Origin of the sequence: Staphylococcus simulans (assembly GCF_047037175.1) — a bacterium.
In the GTDB taxonomy this organism is placed as follows: Bacteria; Bacillota; Bacilli; order Staphylococcales; family Staphylococcaceae; genus Staphylococcus; species Staphylococcus simulans_C.
Map to the genome: position 1 here is coordinate 1,339,701 of NZ_CP178241.1, position 22,881 is coordinate 1,362,581.

Below are 22,881 nucleotides of genomic sequence, written 5' to 3' on the forward strand. Positions count from 1 at the left end.
GGCAGATAGATTCAAACCATAAAAAAAGAGCCGTTCTAAAGTGAACAGCTCTTAAAAGGAACATTTAGTCTTCGCGTGACATGCCTTTTAGCAAGTTTACGAAATACGTAATACTTCTGTTTGCTTCGTCGTCTTTTAATAAGCCGACTAAGCTAGAAATTGTTGTACGTTGATTTGGACTCGCAGCATTCGCATTTTTCAATCCTTTATTCAACTTAGCTAACAATTCCTCTGTACCAGCAACATCAATTTTACCAAGCATGAATACAAGCGGTGCCAGGTTGTTTAACAATCCTGTATACTGCTCTTTATTCAATTCTTTTGTGATCTTGCTCGTAATGAAGCCACGTTTTTCAACTGCACCGATACCAGCGTCTAAGATTTTCGCATCATCTAAGACACGCATTAAACGGATGGCTTTGATGATGACATCTTTGTTTTCTGAAATGGCATCTGTAACCTCCGCAAGATCTTTCGCTTTTTGCTCTTCTTGTGAAATTTCCATACGTTTGATTTTTCTAATGTTTTCAGCCATCGTGTCTCACCTGATTTCCTGGGAACACGTAGTCTGGACGTGCCCATTTTTTCTGAACTTGAACACTGTATTGCGGATTACGTTCTGTATCTACACGGAAGTTTGAAGGGTTAAGCGGTGACTTACCTCTTCTTGTAATCACTTCCATACGTGCTGATGTACGTTTGTAAGATGGTGTATCCGTATCTTTATCAACATCACTGTTTGTCAGCATGTTGACAGCACCAGCTGTACCATCTGCATCTGCGTTGTTGTTCATTGGAATATAAATTTCTTTACCTTTAACACGGTCTGTAATATGAACGACTAATTCAATTTGACCTGTTGAAGAAATTAATCGGACATCTGCACCTTCATGAATACCGCGGTCTTCCGCAAGTTCAGGTGAGATTTCAACGTAAACATTCGGCACTTTATATTTGATACCAGGCACTTGGTACGTCATATTTCCTTCGTGGAAGTGTTCTAATAGACGACCATTGTTGACATGAATATCATACTCTTCATCTTCTTTGAAGAAGTTGTCGAATGTTAATGGATATAATTTGGCACGTTTATTAGGGAAGTTGAAGCCTTCTAAGTACAAGATCGGTTCATCTGTACCGTCTTCATGTACAGGCCATTGTAATGAATTGTAACCTTCTAAAAGATCATAACTTACACCTGCGAATAATGGTGTTAAGCTTGCCATTTCATCCATGATTTCACTTGGGTGTGAATAGTTCCAGTCTAAGCCAACTTTGTTTGCGATCAATTGAATGATTTGCCAGTCAGGTTTTGAGTCGCCTAATGGTTTCATTGCTTGATATAAACGTTGGATACGACGTTCTGTATTCGCGAAAGTACCATCTTTTTCAAGTGATGGACTTGCTGGTAATACTACGTTTGCGAAACGCGCAGTTTGTGTCAAGAATGTATCTTGAACAACTAAGAAACCAACTTTTTCAAGCGCTGCTTGTACGAAGTTGATGTTCGCATCTACGATACCTGTATCCTCACCATAGATATACATTGCGTCGATTTCGTCATTATGGATACCTTCCATCATTTGATGGTTGTCACGTCCAGCAACAGCTGGTAGTTTTGTACCCCATGCTTTTTCAAATTTCGCACGTACTTCATCATTCGTTACATCTTGGTAACCAGGGAATTTATCCGGCATACTTCCGGCATCACTACATCCTTGTACGTTGTTGTGTCCACGTAATGGATAAGCACCAGTACCTGGTTTTCTGTAGTTACCAGTTACTAATAGTAAGTTAGAGATGGCAGTACTTGTATCACTACCGATGTCTTGTTGTGTAACACCCATCGCCCAAGCGATACATACGCCATTAGAATCAACCATTTCATGTGCGAAATGAATCAAGTCATCTTTAGGAATGCCTGTTGTTTCTTCCGCAAATTCTAATGTGAATGGTGCTAATGATTTGTAGTACTCATCGAAATGATCTACCCATTCATCGATAAATGCTTTATCGTGAAGGTCATTATCAATGATGTATTTAGTCACTGCAGCTAACCATGCTAAGTCTGTACCTGGTTTTGGTTGATAGAACTTATCAGCACGTTCAGCCATTTCATGGCGACGAATGTCGAAGACATGAAGTTTGTTGCCGTAGATTTTATGACCGCGTTTAATTTTAGACGCAATAACTGGGTGCGCTTCAGCAGTGTTTGTACCTACTAATACCACCATGCCAGCTTTCATTAAATCGTCCGCTGAACCTGAGTCACCCCCGTGACCAACAGTTCTGAATAAACCTTTTGTCGCAGGTGCTTGGCAATAACGTGAACAGTTGTCGACGTTATTTGTACCCATTTGACGTGCTAATTTTTGCATCAAGTAAGATTCTTCAATTGTACCTTTAGATGATGCGATAAATGATAACGCGTCTGAGCCTTTTTCTTCTTTAATACGTAAGAAGTTTTCACTGATAACGTTCAATGCTTCTTCCCACTCTACTTCAACGAATTCGTCACCTTTACGTACTAAAGGTTTGGTAATACGTTCTTCAGAGTTGACGAAGTCCCAACCGAATTTACCTTTCACACAAGATGAAATACGGTTTGCTGGAGAATCATGTTGCGGTTGAACTTTAAGAATTTCACGGTCTTTTGTCCATACGTCAAATGAGCATCCCACACCACAGTATGTACATACTGTTTTCGTTTTCTCAATACGTTCTTCACGTAATGCGGATTCTGAATCTGAAATTGCGAATAATGGACCGTAACCAGGTTCTGATTTCTTAGTTAAGTCAATCATGTCTGCTAGTGTACCTGGTTCAGTATCAGTCATGTAACCCGCTTCACCGACCATGTGATTTTCCATCATTGCGTTACATGGACATACTGTCGCACATTGTCCGCAAGATACACATGATGATTCGTTGATTGATACGTCATTATCCCAGATAACACGAGGTTGTTCACGTTCCCAGTCGATTGATAATGTTTCGTTGACTTGAACGTCTTGACAAACTTCTACACAACGACCGCAAAGAATACATTGACTTGGGTCATAGCGATAGAAAGGACCGAAGTCTTTTTCATAACCTTTGTCTTTATATTCATATGATTGTTCCTGAACACCGAATTCATCCATAGTATTATGGATTTCACAATCGCCGTTGTTGTAGTCACAAACTGTACAATATAGAATATGTTTTTCTAAAATGCGATCTAAAGCTTCTTTTTGAGATGCTTTCACATCGCTGTTTGTCGTATTAACGACCATTGGTCGATCGATTGTTGTGCCGCATGCACGCGCAATCTTTCCGTCGATTTCTACTGCACATGTGTCACAAGTTTCAATCGGCCCTAACGATTCGTTATAACAGATTGACGGCACAAATGTATCTCTAGATTTAATAAACTGGAGAAGATTCGTACCTGGTTCCACAAGATAGTCTTTCCCGTCTAAAGTAAGGACAAGATGGTCTTGCATGTAATCACCCCTATATTCTGAGGTTTTGTCAATGTGTTTAAGCTGATGACATACCGACAGATATACTGCGTCCTGATTGATGAGGGTCAAAAGAACAGTATAAGAGTCGCATATAGTCCTTGCTGTCACGCTTATGTCTCAGATACGAATGTATGTATCACATTAATATCCATTGAAATTAAGCAATCTTTAGATGAACATTGCAACAAAGTTTGCGGTTGCATCTCACTTCCTTTAGAAACTTTCAGCCTCTAAAGATTTAACTCATTTCCTAAACCTCTATTTATTTTATATACACCGTAAATACTATTGAAGACTAGTCTTTTTTGCCCCACGCAATAAAAAAATAGTCTTACTATTAATTCTATTACTTTTAATGTTAAATGTTAAGCCCTATACTGATACATTCTCTCTAAAGTTGACATATTAAACTTTTTATTTATAGATTTCTTTTTTTGGTGCCAAATTCAAGGAATTAGTATCACAAATGAAAATTTTTCAACATTATATTAGCTTTAATCTTTCTTTAAAAAAATACCGACATAGACTATGCCGGTATTTTGCTTACTTATCATGTAATCTGTCTAATAATTCTTTCTTAATCACATTAATCGCATCATCGAATTTTTCTTCATTGTGATTCGCATCTGCATGTGCGATTAAAGTATTGACTAAATCAGCATCATTATATTCACCGATTTTCAATTTGAATTGGTCAATACCCACTTCAACAGTATTACCATTTTGTTGGAATTCATTAATACCATAATAGTTATCTGCACCTAGGCCGCCTTCATCCACCATTTCAGATACATCTTGCACTTCTTGTTCGTCTACTTTATTTTGATCTTTATTATTTGTCATAAAAAATTCCCCCTCCGTTAGTACTTACCCCAATTCACACATTTTATTTATATACTATTTTAATTTTTTAAGTAAAAAAACACCAAGACAAAGTTATTAACTCTGCCTTGGTTTTTATTTATAACCCTAAATTTTGTCTTAAAGCATCCGATACATTATTTAATGAGCTGTCATCTGGCACATAGTAATAAACGCCATCACTTTGGATACCGCCGCCACCTTGCAGCTCTAAACGGTTCACATTTTCATTTGCTTTTTGATATTTAGAACGAACTGTATTCAATTCGCCAAGTGATAAATCTGTTGTGACATTTTGTTGGATTTGATCCGCCACACCATTAAAGTTAGTAATCGATTTAAAGCTTGTTAATTCGTTCGCAATACCGCGTAACACTAATTGTTGGCGCTCTTGACGGCCGAAATCTCCGCCGGCACCTTCTTCTTTACGTGAACGGATGAAAGCTAAAGCTTTGTCTCCATCTAGATGTGTTTTTTCTCCTTGGATGAAGTTGTAGCCGCTGTAACTGAATGTCGCATTGCTGACTACATCGACACCGCCGATTTCATCGACCATTCCTTTAATACCATCCATATCAATAGTCGCATAATGATCAATCGGTACATCTAATAATTTTTCTAGTGATTTAACCGCCATGTCTGGACCACCATATGCGTATGCATGGTTGATTTTCTCTACTGAATTATGACCAACAATTTCTGCTTGTGTATCACGTGGGATACTGACGATCTCAGTTGTTTTTTTATCAGGATTAATAGATAACACCATGATTGAGTCAGAGCGTTGTCCATCGCCTTCACTTTGACGTTTCGCATTGCTGTCTACACCAAATAACGCAATAGTGAAAGGATCTCCTTTATTTAAATCTACTTTCTCTTTTCTGAGTTCTGATTTGTCCCTGTCTAACGGATTATGTATCTTTCCGCCGACCGCAAAAATTTTCACAGCTAAATAAATAGCCGCAACTAATGCAAGTATGATTAAAATTCCAAATGCCCATAATAATATTTTAGGTACTAGCCCCATTTTACGACCAGGTTTATCTGTTCTCTTCACCCAACCACTCCTCATTATTCATTTCAATCTATTATATTATAACTGATTTTAACTCACATGGTGCTTAAGTCTTAGTCACACGATTTACTTGATAACCGCCTTTTTGATTCAGAATTTCAAGTACTGCTTCATGACACCCTTTATTACTAATAATAAAAGGTCCGCCGACCGCAAAATCAATCGGTTCATTATTCAGATTCGTCATTTTCAAATCGAGTTCTCGCGCAAATAAAAATTGTGCTGAAATATCCCACGGTTTCGCATTAGTATTAATGTGTGCACCAAATTGGCCTTTCATCACGCGTAAAGAATCTAAACCGCACGCACCGATTAAACGGTAACTAAACGCCGCAGCCTTTAAATCCTCTTGTGTATGATGATTTAACACATAAGGATTATAAGATAAAATGGTTTCTCCTATATCTAAAGGTGCCACTTTAGGCATGCGCACTTCATTTTCATATGCCCCTTCATCTCTAATCGCTTTATAAAGTGTGTGATGCGGGTAATCATAAATATATGCAAGCATCGGTTGTCCTTCAGAGAAATAACTTAAAATAATACAGTAATCTGTTTTTTGTTTCACTAAATTCGCAGTGCCGTCAATGGGATCCATCACCCACACGTCGCCATGTCTAGCATCTACTAAATCGTTATTCTTTTCCTCCGCAAATAGTTCATGTGCAGGATAATGTGCTTTTAAAAATGCGTCGAATTTATTTTGAATCATTTGATCCACATTCGTTACTAAATCAAACTGATTCAATTTTGTTTCTGTATGCATGTCGGCAATCAGTTTAGGAATGATTTCATCCAATCCTTTCAACCAATGTCTGATTGCTTGGTCTAATTGAAGCAATTGATTACGATTCAAACTTCACACCTCATTCTTTATTTTTCTTATGTATAGTTTCATTCTAGCATGGAACCTATGCGAACTGTTAACGTGATTCATAAACAAATAAAAAACCGACTAGCTTAACTAGTCGGCATAGAAAGGAAAGTAAGTAATAATATTGAAGATGTTAATTAACTAGTGATTTGCACGTTCTAATAAATCACACGACATGATTTATCATTACCCCTTTGTTCACTAAGTGCTATCTCCTAGTTACTAATGATAGTTTAGCACATAATTCTCTAAAATGTAAGCGTTTACTTGAATTTTTTTCGACTTTTTTTATTTTTTCTTCAAACACAATACCTATAAATATCAAAATTAAAGAGATATGATATAATGATTGTAATATGTAATATATCGGAGGTGGCTTAATTGAATAAAATAGAACGTCAAAATAAACTCGTTCAAGCAATTGAAACCAACCAGCAGCTCACTGCAGCACAACTTGCGCAAACCCTTAAAGTTTCGAAGCGTACGATATTAAGAGATATCCAAGACCTTGAGAAACAAGGTGTCCAGATTATTGCGAAACAAGGCATGCTCGGCGGATACCAAATTCAAAGCCATCCTGTCCCGATTCAACTTGAATTAAACGAAGCACAGATGCTGGCCTTATTTATGACTTTAAATGAGAGCCAATCTTATTCTCGTTTACCTTATAAAAAAGAGATTGCCCAAATTATTAAGAAATGTCTCAACCAACCAGCAACACACATCCGACGCATTTTAAAACGCATGGATCGATACATTAAATTCGAATCTAATCCAAATGAGCCAGTTCCACAAATCTTTTCAGATTTACTCATTTATTGTGCAGAACGTAATGTGATGTTAGTTGAGTATGATTTAGACCAAGAAACCTATACAGAAAATGTCATCTTTATCGGTTTGATTTGTCGCAAAGCAGAATGGCGCGTAGTCATCTTCGATATCGGACATGGGCATACGAAAGAAATTCCTATACATGCGATACAAGACATTTCGTATTCCTTCCATAAAACCTTAAAGACACATGATATTACCATCTATAATTACCAACAATTTTTAAAATCCAACTGAGGAATGTCCTCAGTTGGATTTTTTCGTTACATATAAAATAATGTCATAATAAAAGAAATAAAGTTATTCGCCATATGAATAGCAATGGTTGCTGCAGTATTTTTACCTGATTTGAAATATACATAGACAATAACGATTGCCATAATTAAGTATGCGCCGATTTCAAATGGAGATTCTGCGCCAGTCACATGAATCAGCGCAAAGCCGATAACTGATATGATCGCCATGACAATATAATTTAGCTTCTTACCTAATTCTCCAATCAAAATCGTACGGAAGAACAGTTCTTCAACTACCGGACCAACCAGTACTACGAAGATAAACGTAAACGGTAAAAATGCCGGATTGTGAAACAACATGTCTAATTCCTGTTCATTTTGTGTTTCTGTGTATTGCAAACTTTCAGGAAGGAATGTCATTAATTGATTGTAGAGTGTTTCCCCGCCCATTGCGACCAGCAGCATAATCAATAAGAATAGCCAATGTTGTTTGACATAACGCCAACCCGATGACAATTTATAAGGCATTTCACTATAGTGATAATAATAGTAAATGATTAAAATCGCGATATATGTATTGATCTGCCCAATAGCTGAAATCGGTATAAGCGTTTCAAAGTTAATTGGCACATTAAAATTAGCGATAATTAACGTTTGTATGAAAGTAAATAGAAAGATTAAAACAAAACCAATCGGAATTAACGTTAAATCTCTCCAAGCTGGTTTATTATGATTCAACTCCATAAGATTCTCCTCTATACAAATAAATTAAAATTCTCATGCATTTATCTTAAGTTATCGGCTTTCAAATCACAAATCAAATTCATTTAAAAAGGAATGATGCATGATGGAAAAACAAACGATTGAAACTGATATGTATGTCCAACTTGTACATTTAATAACATTATGTGATACCTATCACCATTATTTGACATTAAATCAACACAAACATGCTGAGCAGACAGCAACTGAAATCAAGACATGCTTGAACACTAATTACCTTCAAGCACAAACATGGATAGAAACAGCCCCTTCTTTTATCACACAACGCTATTGCGATTTATTAGCACAGCTTACTTTACAGCCATTAGTTCTCATTGATACCGGCAATGCGCAAGCAATTATAAACACATGGCAAAAGTCGATTGAGGCATTACTTGCTTTACTGGCGAATCATTCAAAATCATGACGATTTTATAATAATTCAGCTATCTTCGTTTAAATATTCATGAGTTAGGTATGATATTATTAGTAAGATATATTTTAGCATTCTCAATTGTGTTACCATTCATCCTATAGTACACTAGAAACCATTATCAAGATGAACTTATAATTGGGAGACTATTTGTTTATCTGCATGCTTTAATGACGGTACAACTAATAATCAAAGTAAACAATAGTAACAAAGGGTTCTGTTTACTGCTATCTATGATTTACAAAACAGATGAAAAAGCAGCTTTGTTTTTTCATAGAGCAGGTGATTATGATGACAAACATACTTTTTAAACTCGAATCAAATTATAATATTTTAACCAAGAGCGAAAAGAAAATCGCAGATTTTATTTTAAAGCGGCCGCAAAAAGTCATTGATATGACAACGTTAGAATTAGCCCATAGTACAAATACAAGTGCTTCTTCTGTTGTCCGTTTCGGCTACAAAATCACTGATGGCGGCTTTCAAGAATTAAAAACCGAAATATCTAAATATCTTTCTAAACGCACCAAACCCCAACCTATCGAATTACAGCCGAATGAATCGATTGATTCTATTAAGCGTAAAATGTTGTCACGCAGCACACAAACACTGTGCAAAGTTTCAGATGAGGTCGACGAGCAGCAAGTTGAACAAGTCTGCATGCGTTTGAAACGTTCACGTACGATCTTCTTATTCGGTTTTGGGGCCTCTTATATTTCAGCAATGGATTTAACACAGAAACTCTCTAAAGTTGGTTTAAACGCACAATGCGTTGAAAGTGTACACACTTTAATCAATTTAATTGCGACACATGATGCACGTGATACGTTGTTCCTAATTTCAAACAGCGGTGAACATAACGAATTAGAAGCCATTGCACGCGTAGCTTCTGATTATCACCTATGCCTTATTACTTTAATGGGGACACATCATAATCCGATTACACGTTATAGTGCAATTGACCTGATTTACAGTGAATCAGAAGAAAATGAGTTTCGTATGGCTGCGACCACTTCTTTAACAGCGCAACTCTTTATGATTAATGTGCTGTTTTACCGATACTTATCTATGGACTTTTCTAACGCATTAGACACTATAACTCAATCTAAAATGGCATTAAATAATTATAAGAAGCACATTTCTAAAATTAAATTTGAACACTAAAAAAGAGCTGAGCCTATCGCCCAACTCTTTTTCTTTGTGCTATTAAATTATTCTAAGTGTTGATCTTTATATGGTAATTTGTCGTATCCTCTGATGAAGTAGTATGCTGTCATGAAGCCTAAGAATAGGAAACCGATGACAACTGATACAACTGTTTCTTTATTAAGTAACATACCAATTAATACAATGATTAAGAAGAAGATCGTGATATAACTTGCTACTGGACCACCTGGCATTTTGAATGGATGTCCTTGCGCTTCTTCCGGGTGTAAACGTCTGAAGCGGATATGACTGATTAAAATCATGAACCAAGGAATCATACCAGGTAAGATAGATGCACTATATACATATACGAAAATGCTGTCTGCACCTTTAATAAATAAAGGTAAAACTACGTTTAAAATAACACCGACAAAGATACCGATTGAAATGGCAAGTACTGTGTAAACAGGCACACCATTTTTCATAACTTTCAAGAAGAATTTAGGTAATTGTTTATGTTGCGCTAATGTATAGATCATACGGCTCGCACTGAAAATACCTGAGTTACAACCTGACATAGCGGCTGTTAATACAACGAAGTTGATTAAACCAGCTGCAATTGTAATACCGACTTTCGCAAATGTTGCTACGAAAGGACTTCCGATTGAACCAAGTTCATCCCAAGGATAAACTGTAACAATTACAAAAATAGCTCCGATGTAGAAGATTAAAATACGCCAGATAACACCGTTAACTGCTTTTTTAATGTTCTTTTGAGGATTCTTAGTTTCCCCAGCTGTAATACCGATTAATTCTACGCCTTGGTATGAACCCACAACAATTGATAAGGCGAAGAAGAATCCAAGCCATCCATTAGGAAGGAAACCGCCATGTGCCCATAAGTTAGATAAACCAATTGCATGGCCGCCATTGCCAAGTCCGAAGAAAATTAATCCGAAACCAGCAATAATCATTAAGACAATTGTGACAATTTTAATCATCGCAAACCAGAATTCGAATTCACCGAATGCTTTAACTGATACTAAGTTTGCTGAAGCTAATAATACAATAACGATAACACCAGGAATCCAGTCTGGCAGTTCAGGGAACCAATATCTCATGTATTCTCCGACTGCGATTACTTCACTCATACCTACTACAATCCACTGGAATATATTACTCCAAGCTGTTAAATACCCTGCAACTGGATGAATGTAATCACTTGCGAAGTTCGCAAATGAACCTGTTGTTGGATGCAAGTAAACCATTTCTCCCATGGCACGCATCACTAAAAATAAAAATAGTCCTACAATTAAATATGCGAATATAACAGAAGGTCCTGTCCATTTAATTGTACTTGTCGCACCCATAAATAAACCTACACCAATAGTACCCCCGAGTGCGATCATTTGAATCTGTCTAGAACTTAATCCCCTGTGTAATTGAGTTTCTTCCATTAGAAAATACCCCTTCTCTTTCATAATTTCCAGGCCTTGTTACAGTGAGTCGGTATGTGCCCCATTTCTCTCTCTTATTCAGCGTCCCAAATTACTAAAATTTGAAAGATTGCGAAAAATTCAATAATGTTTCCTTTTTCAACCGATTTGTAACTTTCCAAGCCCATTGAGGCTATTATACTATAAAATTTCTAGATGAAAACATAAAAATTACACTTTTATGTATGCGCTTTCATTTATTTTTTCCTAAAATACAACAAAAGCAGTCATCGCGCATTTTAATGCATTTCGCACTCAAACAAAATATTGTATTTCTTAAACACACACAATGAACAGTGTCCATTTAGTAAATACATATTATTTGAACATTATAGCATGGAGTTTTATAAATAAGCAATCTACTTTTGATAATTTTCTGATAGTTTTGTCTCAATACTATATACACTTGTCCATTTCACACAACCATTTATGTATACACAAAGTCTTAATTTCAATATTTTTCACGAGAAAGACATAAATATGAAAAAAGTTCATGTGAAAGTATTCACAAAACTAACAAATGCGATTATACTATATGCATTACAGAAATTGAGATTATCCTCTCAGCCTGATTAATATTAAACATTTTGCTAGAAGCGAGGAGTTATTTTAGGAATGAACAGTGAAAAGTATATCCGTTGGGATAATGTATTCTATGGACGTAAATGGGTAAAAGAAGTTGTTAAAACTATCCAAACGAAAGACGTCTTACAAGCGACTTATTTTAAGCGCTACTTATTACGTGCCATGATGGCAGGTTTTATTATCAGTATCATCGCAGTCTTTGTATTAGCCATTAAAGCTGGTTTTGTACAAGAAGTACATACAGGAGAAATCAACACAGGAATTATCAACATCGTAGGATCAGTGGCCTTCAGTTTTGCTTTAGTACTGATTCTGTTTACCAATTCAGAACTCCTGACAAGTAACTTTATGTACTTCACAGTAGGTTTGTATTATAAAGTTATTTCGCCTTGGCGTGCGTTCCAAATCTTTATGTTATGTTTTATCGGTAATATGTTAGGTGCCCTAGCCTTCTTTGTCATCTTACGTTTCAGTGATGTTGTCACACCTGAAATGATGAAACAATTAGAAGTCTTAATTCATCACAAAACGATGACAGCTGACTTTACTCAAATATTAGCCAAAGCTATTTTTGCCAACTTCTTTATCAATATCTCATTAGTTATTGCGATGCAGATTGAAGATATTCTAGCAAAAATGTTTGTCATGATGTTTGGTGTCGCAATCTTCGCTTTCATGGGATATGAACACGTTGTTTATAACGCTTGTTTATTTATCGGTGGCGCAATTTATCAATCAGATGTATTACACTTCTGGCCTGCAGTCATCAATATTATCGCCGCATTTATCGGTAACTATATCGGCGGCGGATTAATCATCGGTCTGTTCTATGCTTACTTGAACGACCATAAACAATTTAAGAACGATTTATAATGTGCATACGACGCACCAATATACTATGTTATAATTTGAGTGAACTGAATTGAAAGGAGACGTCAACCTTGTCTAAACAATTAGTTTCACGCGGACTATTATATACATTTATATTCGGTGCGTTATTCTTTTTCTTAAACCGCTCAGCGAGCCAAGAAACACTGACACATACTTTAGTCATGTCAATCATTGCGGCAATCGTATTCGGTGTTTGTTATGTTGCATTGTTTAGCGCATTGGCTTCTCCAGCTAAAAAGATGAAAGTCGGAATCGTCTTACCGATTACCGTAATACTCGGTATCATTATCGGGCATTTTACAAATCATATGAAACTTGGAGTTGGTCTTGGCTTAGTACTAGGAATTGTCATTGCCTTTCTCTGGGATTATCTATCTAAGAATCATAAAGGAGAATCAGAGTGAAGCTTACATTAATTATTATTATCATTGTCCTCCTTATCATCAATCTCATACCAAACTATCTCATGTATAAACGTTTGAAAGCACAAGGTGAACAAGCCAACCGTCGTGCACTTATGATTGGAGTAGACGCGATTTTATTAGTTTTAGTGATTGCCGGTCTTGTATATATGATGAAATAAACCAAACAGAGGATTCAAAAGCTATAAACTTTTGAATCCTCTGTTTTATTTTATGCTGTCATTTCATTTATACTGCTCTCACAAATCACTGCTTGAAGTCACATCTGCCCTTTCAAAACAAATTGATAGACGATGTAGGCAGATATCAAATAAATCATCGAACCTATCATAAATGCGCGAAATCTCACATTCATCGGCACCTGCTTATTAAAGAGCGGTGCAAGTACAAAGTTGCCTATTCCAATAATCATAGGACCTGCCAAAAAGAATAATATTAACATGTTGTCACCTGCTTAATTAGAAACATTGTGCCATAATCGTTTCAGCATCCATATTCATACCTTCTAAATTTAAATGGCTGAAATCCATATGTTCTGTCATTTGATTGGTATTTACAATGAGCCCCAATCCTGCACGTTGTGCTGCAGTTGCCCCATTTACTGAATCTTCAATGGCTAAACAACTGACCGGGTTTAAATTCATTTGCTGTACTGCGGTTAAATATAAGTCTGGTTCAGGTTTGACCGCTTCTACATCTTCCCTTCCCACAATTACAGGAACACGATCTACTAATCCTAATGCTTGCAGTGCCGGTTGAATTGCTAAGCGACTGCTGCTCGTCGCAATCGCAAAAGGAATCTGTTTTTGTTCTAACTGTTCCATCAAACGTTTGATATTGTTTATCATCGGCAAATACTGACTCTTATAATGATGCGCTTCATACAAACCTTTTGTCGCTTGTTCTCCTATTTGTGATGTGATATAGTGATGCAAATCTTTAGCCGCACCTCCAATAGATTGACGATAATACTCGACTGATATTGGATCTTTTTGATGTGTCATTAAATGTTCATTTATGACCTCAAATAAATGTTGTTCCGTATCAATAATCGTACCGTCAAAATCAAACACAACCGCTCTATATCGCACGATATATTCACTCTCTTTCTTTTGTATGTATAACAATCATTATAATGAAAAAATAACAAAATTAACAATTATCTTCATTTCGTCCAAAAGTCCTAGTGAAAAAGTTTTTAAAGCGTGATACAATTTACAATGAATTTGATCAACACGCAATCCATCCATCTTATGCTACTCAAATACCAACTATACTTCTGGAGGAATTGTCTATGTTTATAGATAAATATGACACTTTTATTATTAATTTAGGGCATCTATCAACATGGCTTAAGCGAAGACAATTATTAAAAATATGCAGACAGCTTCAAAGCAGTCATGCTGTGCAAGCAGAATTCACTCGAATTAAACAGCAAACTGTCTTAAAAGTACGTATTCCTAAATGCAACCTGCCTTACTTCATCAGTTTCTTAAGTTATCACAACTACCCTATCTACCAGATTTTACCTTTTGCAGACAAAGACTTCGTTTATCAATTTGCACCGAACATTCAAGCTTCTATGCATTTCAAACTCAAAATCGACGGTTTACAAGATATGTTTGTCAAAGATAAAATTATTGATATTATGCAGTTTCTTAAACATCATGAAGATATTAAATATGTACTCACTACGTATCATATTGATATTTCATGTACACCACATGTATTATCTAAACTCATTCATGCACTTGCGACACAAAACATTGATGTGCTAGGGGCAAACTATAGACCGCGTATCGCACAACATAAATATTCGACAATCTCATAGTGAGATGTACTCTATTGACATTCCAATATCGGAATGTCTTTTTTTATGTTATAACTTAATAATTAAAATTTTTCATTGCTATTTTGTAAATTTAATATTAAGATAGGGTTAATTATTTGTAAAGGAGGCGCTTTCTTGTTTAACTTTCTAAAACCACCAAAGCCGATTACGCCACTGCCAAAAGATCAAGTCGATGATACATATAAGCAATTGAGGATGAAAGTCTTCTTAGGTATATTTATCGGTTATGCAGGTTATTATCTATTACGCAAAAACTTTTCACTTGCAATGCCTGATTTAATTGAACAAGGGTTCAGTAAAGGACAATTAGGGATTGCACTCTCTGCCGTTTCAATTGCATACGGCTTCAGCAAATTTGTCATGGGAACGGTCAGCGACCGAAGTAATGCACGCATGTTCCTAACATTAGGGTTAATTTTAACTGCAATCGTTAACCTGTTACTGGGATTTGTTCCATTCTTCACTTCAAGTATTCTGATTATGTTCATCATGCTATTTTTAAATGGTTGGTTCCAAGGTATGGGCTGGCCGCCATCTGGACGAGTATTAGTCCATTGGTTCAGCGTTAGTGAACGGGGCAGTAAAACTGCGATTTGGAACGTTGCCCATAATGTTGGCGGCGGATTAATGGCACCTATTGCTACTTGGGGCATTTCGATGACTGCCTTATATAACTTTGGTTATTTAAAAGGGTTTGAAGGTGTATTCATTTATCCAGCCTTACTTGCGATTATAATCGCAATCATTTCATATGTACTCATTAGAGACACACCACAATCACAGGGTCTACCACCTATTGAAGCGTATCGAAACGATTATCCGACCGCTTCAAGAACAACACTAGAAACAGAATTAACAACTAAAGAAATCTTGTTTAAATATGTTTTAAATAATAAATGGGTTTGGGCGATTGCCTTTGCGAATATCTTCGTCTATTTCGTTCGATATGGTGTACTAGACTGGGCACCTGTTTATTTAAGCGAAGAAAAAGATTTCGACATGAAAGCATCAGGATGGGCTTATTTCCTCTATGAATGGGCTGGTATTCCAGGTACTTTATTATGCGGATGGATTTCTGACAAAGTTTTCAAAGGACGTCGCGGCCCAGCAGGATTCTTCTTCATGCTAGGGGTAACGATTTTCGTTTTAATCTACTGGTTAAACCCAGCAGGTCATCCATGGATTGATAATTTAGCACTTGTTGCGATTGGATTCTTGATCTATGGTCCAGTTATGTTGATTGGTTTACAAGCTTTGGATTATGTTCCAAAGAAAGCAGCAGGAACAGCAGCAGGCTTAACTGGCTTATTTGGTTACTTATTCGGGGCAGTTATGGCAAACATTGTGCTTGGTTTCATCGTAGATCAATTGGGATGGGATGCAGGTTTCATCTTGTTGACAATTATTAGTATTCTAGCTACATTAAGCTTTATTCTAACTTGGAATAAACGCGGTCAAGAATCTGTTTAACAGCACTAACAAAATAAAGCACACAAATTAAAAACAAGCGACATACACTGCTTTCTAGCAATGTGTGTCGCTTATTTCAATTAAAATTCTTCTTTGTCTTCTTGCATTTCTCTTAAAATATCTTGAAGCTTAATGAACATGTTTTCAAAGCCATGCGCCGTCGCATCATGATATTCTTTCTTCTGCTGTTTGTATTCCAAAGTTGTCCAACGTCTTTCTTTCGGAACAACAGCAGTATATCGGAAATTCATTTGTGTCATGTCTGAACCTGGTTCACGTTCGAAAATTTCTACTTCAATGGTATCTTCTTTATCGCTGAGTTCAGGCATACCGATTGTCATAACAATACGGTTAGGTGCTTCTAATTCTTGGAAGACCCCTGTTACTCTATTCTTTTTACCATTACGTTCATCTACAATTTCATAACGTCTGCCTTCTTCTGGAATCAAGTCGATAGATTGATTTGAACGATTAGAAGTCATGAACCAACGTCTCATGATATCCGCATCTGTCCATGCTTGATAAATCATTTCCGGCGGGATACGCATAAAACGTTCCAATGAAATGACTACGACGTCATTTTCAATGTTATATCTTGCCACTCTGTCGTCACCTACTTTCGCACTCTTTATTATTTTAACGCATTTAGAAGCATAAGCCAAAGCAATCCTCTTCTCAACGCTTTCGTCACAATACTTCTTTGGTTATTTCACAACAAGATTACTTTAACATTTTTCAAGTGAGAAAGTAAAAATTAACTATGCTTTTTGTTGAGGTTTATTTAGTTTTGGGAAATTAAAGATAATTGCAGCTAATCCGCTGAGTCCTAAAATGATCGGATAAATCGAATACGGTACTAGCATAAACGGTGATATTCCAGCAACCCCTGCAGCCGCAATCACTTGCGGACTATAAGGCAATAGTCCTTGGAAACAACTGCCGAAGATATCTAAAATACTTGCTGATTTTCTAGGATCAATATCATATTCATCCGCGATATTTTTAGCTAATGGACCTGCCATTAAAATAGAAATCGTATTATTCGCAGTTGAAATATCCGCTGCACTGACTAAACTTGCGATTCCAAACTCTGCACCACGTCTAGATTTTACACGGCTGCGCACAAAGTTAAGCAACCAAGTAATCCCGCCATTATGTTGGATAATACCGATTAAACCACCAATCATTAAAGCGATAATCGCAATATCTTCCATACCGATCATACCTTCTGAGGCAGCTTTCAAGAAACCAATCCAATTAAATGAACCATCGATTAAACCAATAATTCCTGATAAGACCGTACCGCCAATCAACACAATTATCACGTTAACCCCAATTAATGCCAAGATTAACACTAGTAAGTACGGAATGACTTTAATCAATTCAAAACTATAGTCTTTCGTACTGCTGATGGTTGCGCTATGTGTCAAGATACCTAAAATAATCATTGTTATAATGGCACCTGGCAACACAATTTTGAAGTTCACTTTGAACTTATCACTCATCTTAGTATTTTGCGTACGGACTGCTGAAATCGTAGTATCCGAAATCATAGATAAATTGTCACCAAACATTGCACCGCCGACAACCGTTGCCATCGCAAGCGCTGCAGAAATATCAGTAGCTTCGCTGATACCAAACCCAACTGGCGCAATCGCAGCGACAGTACCTACTGATGTCCCCATAGAGATTGATACAAACATACAGATGATAAACAAACCGATAATTAATAAGTTGCCGGGTATGAGACTTAATCCTAAATTAACCGTTGATTTGACACCGCCCATATCTTCCGTCACTTTAGAAAAGGCACCTGCTAATACGAAAATCAATACCATCAAAATAATGTTTGAATGGCCAGCACCTTTTGTGAAAACTTCAACTTTATCTGTGAATTTCTCTTTTCTATTCATAATCAACGCCACAATCACCGCAATGGTAATCGCAATATTTAGCGGCATCTTCGTAAAGTCACCTGTAATAATCCCAACACCTAAAAATAAACCAACAAATAGAATTAAAGGAATCAGTGCGACTGCATTGCCTTTTTCTCTTTGTTCAGACATGATTCAAACACCTCACTCATGATATTAAAAAATCCTTTTTTCAGCTAAGAAAAAAGGATACATTGACTTTCTTATCTCTTAGCAAAACATTGCTATGGGAATTGGCACACGCATCGCTGATTGCGAACCATGTTGCCGAGGTTTCAAAGTGCCCATCACTCCACCTCTCTTGATAAGCTCTATTTATTTTTGTTTTTCGAATCTTTTTAAACCTATCATGATTGTATAATTTAGTCAATCATCAAAGTATTAACTTTTCATTAAGCAATTATTCTGTTGGTCTTTCTAATACAAACTCTTGTCCTAATTTCACATAATCATTTCCAGCTAAACGACCGACAGGATGTAAGGCTTGCACATCAATTTTATGTGGCTCAATGTAAACATCATCATCAATATGATAACGAACCACTTCACCCAAAATTAAATCACTGCCCGCATGTTCGTCTCCTAATTCAATGACACGATCTAGTTTACATTCAAAGCGAATACGTGCGCATTCTACCGCTGGCACACTGACCACATCTGAAGGTATCGTTTTGAAATCCGTGCGCTCTAATTCATTGGCTTCACGTTCAATCGGTGCTGCGGTACTGTTAATGCCTTCAATCATAGAAAGTTCAGAAATGTGAACTACAAATTCACCTGTATCAATAATATTTTGTGCCGTATCTTTACGGACCCCTTCGGTACGTCCTGTTGAAATCATAATCATCGGCGGATGACTGCTGACGACATTAAAGAAACTAAATGGTGCCGCATTTAAATGCCCCGCTTCATCTTGAGAAGTCACAAAGGCAATAGGTCTTGGCAAAACACTGCCACTTAATAATTTATAATTTTCTCTTTGTGTTAATTCCTTAGGATTAAAATGTTTCATCGTGCTACCTCCTCAGTTACTATACTAATTATACCTATCATAATAAACTCCACCTCACATTGCGAATCATGTGTTTGATGACAAAAACAGCGTTCCGATCTTAACTGGAACGCTGCTTCATCTCTTAATCATTTAGTTAATTTGTTTACCGCCTGTGACGCCGTATACTTGGCCAGTGGTATAACTAGATTCATCTGAAGCCAACAAGACGTATGTGCTTGCTAATTCTACAGGTTGGCCAGCGCGGCCCATCATAGAGCTTTGTCCAAATTCAGGGATTTTACTTTGCGGTTGACCACCAGAAATTTGAAGTGGTGACCAGAATGGCCCTGGCGCAACTGAGTTCACACGGATACCTTTATCAATTAACTCTTTTGCTAAGCTTTTCGTTAATGAAATAATCGCAGCTTTCGTTGCAGCATAGTCATGCAAGATTGGGTTTGGATCGTAACCTTGAATAGATGTTGTCGTTGTAATGGTAGCTCCTGGTTGTAAATACTCAAGTGCTTTTTGTACCGTCCAGAATAATGAATAGACATTCGTTGTGAAGGTTTGTGTGAAATCTTCTGTTTTGAAGTTTTCAAAGCCTTCATGATATTGCTGATGACCTGCAACTAAAGTCACATTATCTAAACCGCCAAGTGTTTCATGTGCATATTCTACTAAGTCATAATTAAATTGTTCATCTGATAAATCACCTGGTTTTAAATACACAGTGCCGCCTGTATCTTCAATGACTTTCTTAACTTCTTGTGCGTCATCTTCTTCTTTTGGATGATAGTTAATCACAACTGATGCACCTTCACGTGCATACGCAATTGCGACTGCGCGGCCAATCGCGGAATCACCGCCTGTCACAAGTGCTTTTAATCCTTCTAAGCGTCCATGTCCTTGATAAGACGTTTCTCCGCAATCTGGTTTAGGCTCCATATCTGTTTGGAAACCTGGCCATGCTTGTTCTTGTTTCGGAAAATCTTGATCTGAGAATTTTGTACGTGGATCTTGTGGTGCCATCATCTATCACTCCTCAATTTTTGTCTCACTCATGATATACCACAAAATTCATATTTCATTCATCTTCAAATTAAAATAATTTTTGAACTAAATTCGCAAGAAACTCAGGTGCAGTCTTTAAAATCGCTTCATTAGGATTATATTTCGGATGATGCAAATCATAGTTTGATTGAGAACCGATAAAGCTGAAGACACCTGGAACTGTATCGCTCATTGCAGAGAAATCTTCACCAATGGTTTTCGGTTGTTCTAAGTGTTCAACATGATACCCCGTTTCTTCAGCAGCGAGTTGTGCAAGTGGTGTCAGGTCTTCATGATTCATGACCGCATTTGGTAAATGAATATACTCTAATTCAATATCAGCATCAAACGCTGCAGCTAAACCATCACAAATACTTTTCAGGCGTTGTTGTGCTAATGTACGTGTTTCATTATTGAACGTACGGACCGTGCCTTGGATTTGGGCTGAGTCAGGAATGACATTCCAAGTGTTGCCGGCTGATACTTCACCAATCGTTACGACCGCAGAATCAAATGCGGAAACATTGCGACTAACGATAGACTGCACACTGGTTAAGAGTTGGCCTAAAATAATCATCGGGTCATTACTTTCTTCAGGTTTTGCGGCGTGGCCGCCTTTGGCTTTGATGCGGATGAAGAAGCGATCAACAGCTGAAGTCATTGCACCTGGTTTAATCGCCATTGTTCCAACCGGTAATGTCGGATCATTGTGGAAACCTGTCACAGCTTTAACCCCATCTAAGACACCTGCATCAACCATTTGCTGTGCACCACTGCCGACTTCTTCCGCAGCTTGGAATAAAATACGCACACGTCCAGGCAAATCTGCTTCTCTTTCCTTCAATAACAACGCTGCCCCTAAAATACTTGCCATATGTATATCATGTCCGCAAGCATGCATGGCACCTTTATTTTGCGATGTGACCACACCTTCTGCTTGTTCCTCGATAGGCAATGCATCAATATCAGTACGCAATGCGACAATTGTATCCCCTTGACCAATTTCTGCGACTAATCCCGTACTTAATGGATAATCCATCATTTTAATTTCATTTTCAGTCAAAATTTCTTTTAAACGTTTGGTTGTTTCATATTCTTGATAAGAGACTTCTGGATATTGATGAAATAGACGTCTCCATTTTACTAATTGTTCAAAATGACTCATAGACTTTCCCTTCCTTTACTTACCAAGTCAATCATTACATAAATCACAGAGCCTGCCGCAACGCCAAACGCTAAATTATTGGTTACTAACGTGACAACCATCGTAACGACAATCGTTGCGGTATTTAATACAGGTGCTGCTTTGATGGCTTGAAATGTACGTCTGTCAAATGTATTAAGTGCGATAGAAACTAAAACTGTCGCAAGAACGACCATAGGAATCAATGCGATGACTGGCCCTAAAACATAAATGGTCAACAGTAAAAATACAGCTGTGACTAAAGTCGCATAACGTGCAGTGGCACCGACTTTCACATTAAATTTAGATTGGCCGACTAATGCACTGCCGCCAAAACCGCCAAATAACCCTGCCGCTAAATTCGCAAGCCCTTGTGCAGCTGATTCTTGATTCAAACGACTGTGTTCATGTGTCATGACATCTAATGCTTGTGCAGTCAACAAAGACTGCAGTGTACCGACAATGGCCATGGTTATACCGTAGCCTAATATAATCCATATCGCATGGCTATCCATAAATAAATGGAACTGCGTTAATTGCAGTTTTGGCAAGACAACATAAATCTCTGCCAAGTCTTTAACATAATGTAATTTCAGATGCATTAGATGTGCCGTAACCGTTAAGACAATGATTGAGATTAACGGTGCTGGAATAAATGAAATGAAGCGCGGTGCTAACCAAATAATTAAAAATGACGCAATCGCCAAGACATATGTAGCGATTGAAATGTTGAATATATTATCAATTTGTGAGGACATTAACAGTAATGCTAAAGCATTCATAAAGCCAATGACTACTGCTTGAGGGATACGTTCAATCAAGCGTCCTATATTTAAGAAACCTAACGCTAACTGCAATAAACCCATGACGATGGTGGCACAAATTAAATAGCCGACACCATGATGCATTACTAACGGCGCCGCAACTAATGCAATGCCGCTGCTTGGTCCTGTAATCATCAGTGTACGTCCTGCAGTCAGACTCAACACAATCATCATAATGCCCATACTCAATAAACCAATTGACGGATTCATTCCGACAATAAATGAATAGGCAATTGCGCCTGGCAATGCAGATAATGCGATTAATATACCTGCAAGGACATTATCCTTTATATCACCTTTCCATTGATCCACATACATTTGACGATTCACTTTTTCACCTGCTCTCTCTATGCATTTATCTTAACATAAATTGTCAGACTATTAAGATGCAAAAACAGCTACACTGATGGTTTCCCAAAAGTGTAGCTGAAAAAAGTTGTTTTAACTGATGAT

22 protein-coding genes and 1 riboswitch are annotated in these 22,881 nt (G+C 37.1%); of the genes, 8 read left to right on the plus strand and 14 right to left on the minus strand.

The window, feature by feature from the left end; all coding sequences use genetic code 11:
* Positions 1-64: 64 nt before the first annotated feature.
* The 5 genes from ACFCT9_RS06860 to ACFCT9_RS06880 form a co-directional block, all read right to left on the minus strand.
* Positions 65-535: a DUF1641 domain-containing protein gene (locus tag ACFCT9_RS06860; RefSeq protein ID WP_412518025.1), complete on the minus strand. Its 471-nt coding sequence runs from the start codon at positions 533-535 to the stop codon at positions 65-67.
* Positions 528-3,485: a formate dehydrogenase subunit alpha gene (gene fdhF, locus ACFCT9_RS06865; RefSeq protein WP_412518027.1), complete on the minus strand. Its 2,958-nt coding sequence runs from the start codon at positions 3,483-3,485 to the stop codon at positions 528-530. The genes ACFCT9_RS06860 and fdhF overlap by 8 nt, the downstream gene beginning before the upstream one ends.
* A gap of 564 nt (positions 3,486-4,049) precedes the next feature.
* A complete protein-coding gene (locus ACFCT9_RS06870) occupies positions 4,050-4,349 on the minus strand; it encodes a hypothetical protein (RefSeq protein WP_412518029.1) in 300 nt (99 codons plus the stop codon).
* A gap of 118 nt (positions 4,350-4,467) precedes the next feature.
* Positions 4,468-5,424 carry an LCP family protein gene (locus tag ACFCT9_RS06875; RefSeq protein ID WP_412518031.1) on the minus strand — a complete coding sequence of 319 codons (957 nt, stop codon included), beginning with the start codon at positions 5,422-5,424 and terminating at the stop codon, positions 4,468-4,470.
* A 64-nt stretch (positions 5,425-5,488) separates the two neighbouring features.
* Positions 5,489-6,298, minus strand: a complete 810-nt coding sequence (locus ACFCT9_RS06880) for an inositol monophosphatase family protein (protein ID WP_412518033.1) — start codon at positions 6,296-6,298, stop codon at positions 5,489-5,491.
* A gap of 399 nt (positions 6,299-6,697) precedes the next feature.
* Between ACFCT9_RS06880 and ACFCT9_RS06885 the strand changes: the two genes are divergently transcribed.
* Positions 6,698-7,384 (plus strand): helix-turn-helix transcriptional regulator, encoded by a 687-nt coding sequence (locus ACFCT9_RS06885; RefSeq protein WP_412518035.1) that lies wholly within the window; start codon positions 6,698-6,700, stop codon positions 7,382-7,384.
* 26 nt (positions 7,385-7,410) lie between these two features.
* On the opposite strand, the gene ACFCT9_RS06890 is transcribed toward ACFCT9_RS06885, so the two are convergent.
* Positions 7,411-8,127, minus strand: a complete 717-nt coding sequence (locus ACFCT9_RS06890) for a CPBP family intramembrane glutamic endopeptidase (RefSeq protein ID WP_412518037.1) — start codon at positions 8,125-8,127, stop codon at positions 7,411-7,413.
* A gap of 100 nt (positions 8,128-8,227) precedes the next feature.
* Here ACFCT9_RS06890 and ACFCT9_RS06895 point away from each other — a divergent pair, with 100 nt between their 5' ends.
* Both ACFCT9_RS06895 and ACFCT9_RS06900 read left to right on the plus strand, forming a co-directional pair.
* Positions 8,228-8,572, plus strand: coding sequence for a hypothetical protein (locus tag ACFCT9_RS06895; RefSeq protein ID WP_412518039.1), 345 nt, complete (start codon positions 8,228-8,230; stop codon positions 8,570-8,572).
* Positions 8,573-8,869: 297 nt separating this feature from the next.
* A complete protein-coding gene (locus ACFCT9_RS06900) occupies positions 8,870-9,742 on the plus strand; it encodes a MurR/RpiR family transcriptional regulator (protein WP_412518041.1) in 873 nt (290 codons plus the stop codon).
* A gap of 47 nt (positions 9,743-9,789) precedes the next feature.
* Here the strand turns inward: ACFCT9_RS06900 and ACFCT9_RS06905 are convergent, their stop codons facing one another.
* On the minus strand, positions 9,790-11,181 hold the full coding sequence (locus ACFCT9_RS06905) for an amino acid permease (RefSeq protein ID WP_412518043.1): 1,392 nt from the start codon (positions 11,179-11,181) through the stop codon (positions 9,790-9,792).
* Positions 11,182-11,835: 654 nt separating this feature from the next.
* Between ACFCT9_RS06905 and ACFCT9_RS06910 the strand changes: the two genes are divergently transcribed.
* From ACFCT9_RS06910 to ACFCT9_RS06920, 3 genes are all read left to right on the plus strand, one after another.
* The gene (locus tag ACFCT9_RS06910; RefSeq protein WP_412518045.1) at positions 11,836-12,678 is read left to right on the plus strand and encodes a formate/nitrite transporter family protein; all 843 of its coding nucleotides are present in this window, start codon (positions 11,836-11,838) and stop codon (positions 12,676-12,678) included.
* A gap of 68 nt (positions 12,679-12,746) precedes the next feature.
* Positions 12,747-13,100, plus strand: coding sequence for a hypothetical protein (locus tag ACFCT9_RS06915; RefSeq protein ID WP_412518047.1), 354 nt, complete (start codon positions 12,747-12,749; stop codon positions 13,098-13,100).
* On the plus strand, positions 13,097-13,279 hold the full coding sequence (locus ACFCT9_RS06920) for a hypothetical protein (protein ID WP_412518049.1): 183 nt from the start codon (positions 13,097-13,099) through the stop codon (positions 13,277-13,279). Before ACFCT9_RS06915 ends, ACFCT9_RS06920 begins: the two co-directional genes overlap by 4 nt.
* A gap of 297 nt (positions 13,280-13,576) precedes the next feature.
* On the opposite strand, the gene ACFCT9_RS06925 is transcribed toward ACFCT9_RS06920, so the two are convergent.
* The gene (locus ACFCT9_RS06925) at positions 13,577-14,209 is read right to left on the minus strand and encodes an HAD-IA family hydrolase (protein WP_412518050.1); all 633 of its coding nucleotides are present in this window, start codon (positions 14,207-14,209) and stop codon (positions 13,577-13,579) included.
* A gap of 203 nt (positions 14,210-14,412) precedes the next feature.
* Between ACFCT9_RS06925 and ACFCT9_RS06930 the strand changes: the two genes are divergently transcribed.
* A complete protein-coding gene (locus ACFCT9_RS06930; protein WP_412518052.1) occupies positions 14,413-14,949 on the plus strand; it encodes a hypothetical protein in 537 nt (178 codons plus the stop codon).
* Between the two features lie 135 nt (positions 14,950-15,084).
* Complete coding sequence (gene glpT / locus ACFCT9_RS06935; RefSeq protein ID WP_412518054.1) at positions 15,085-16,440, plus strand: glycerol-3-phosphate transporter; 1,356 nt, start codon at positions 15,085-15,087, stop codon at positions 16,438-16,440.
* 80 nt (positions 16,441-16,520) lie between these two features.
* On the opposite strand, the gene ACFCT9_RS06940 is transcribed toward glpT, so the two are convergent.
* From ACFCT9_RS06940 to ACFCT9_RS06965, 6 genes are all read right to left on the minus strand, one after another.
* Complete coding sequence (locus ACFCT9_RS06940) at positions 16,521-17,042, minus strand: SRPBCC family protein (protein WP_412518056.1); 522 nt, start codon at positions 17,040-17,042, stop codon at positions 16,521-16,523.
* A gap of 156 nt (positions 17,043-17,198) precedes the next feature.
* Positions 17,199-18,506: a Na+/H+ antiporter NhaC family protein gene (locus ACFCT9_RS06945; RefSeq protein ID WP_412518058.1), complete on the minus strand. Its 1,308-nt coding sequence runs from the start codon at positions 18,504-18,506 to the stop codon at positions 17,199-17,201.
* Between the two features lie 68 nt (positions 18,507-18,574).
* Positions 18,575-18,685: riboswitch (SAM riboswitch) on the minus strand.
* Between the two features lie 89 nt (positions 18,686-18,774).
* Positions 18,775-19,386 carry a flavin reductase family protein gene (locus ACFCT9_RS06950; protein ID WP_412518059.1) on the minus strand — a complete coding sequence of 204 codons (612 nt, stop codon included), beginning with the start codon at positions 19,384-19,386 and terminating at the stop codon, positions 18,775-18,777.
* 132 nt (positions 19,387-19,518) lie between these two features.
* On the minus strand, positions 19,519-20,400 hold the full coding sequence (locus tag ACFCT9_RS06955) for an SDR family oxidoreductase (RefSeq protein WP_412518061.1): 882 nt from the start codon (positions 20,398-20,400) through the stop codon (positions 19,519-19,521).
* Between the two features lie 70 nt (positions 20,401-20,470).
* Positions 20,471-21,586: an amidohydrolase gene (locus tag ACFCT9_RS06960; RefSeq protein ID WP_412518063.1), complete on the minus strand. Its 1,116-nt coding sequence runs from the start codon at positions 21,584-21,586 to the stop codon at positions 20,471-20,473.
* Positions 21,583-22,758: a SulP family inorganic anion transporter gene (locus ACFCT9_RS06965; RefSeq protein ID WP_412518065.1), complete on the minus strand. Its 1,176-nt coding sequence runs from the start codon at positions 22,756-22,758 to the stop codon at positions 21,583-21,585. The genes ACFCT9_RS06960 and ACFCT9_RS06965 overlap by 4 nt, the downstream gene beginning before the upstream one ends.
* Between the last annotated feature and the right edge of the window lie 123 nt (positions 22,759-22,881).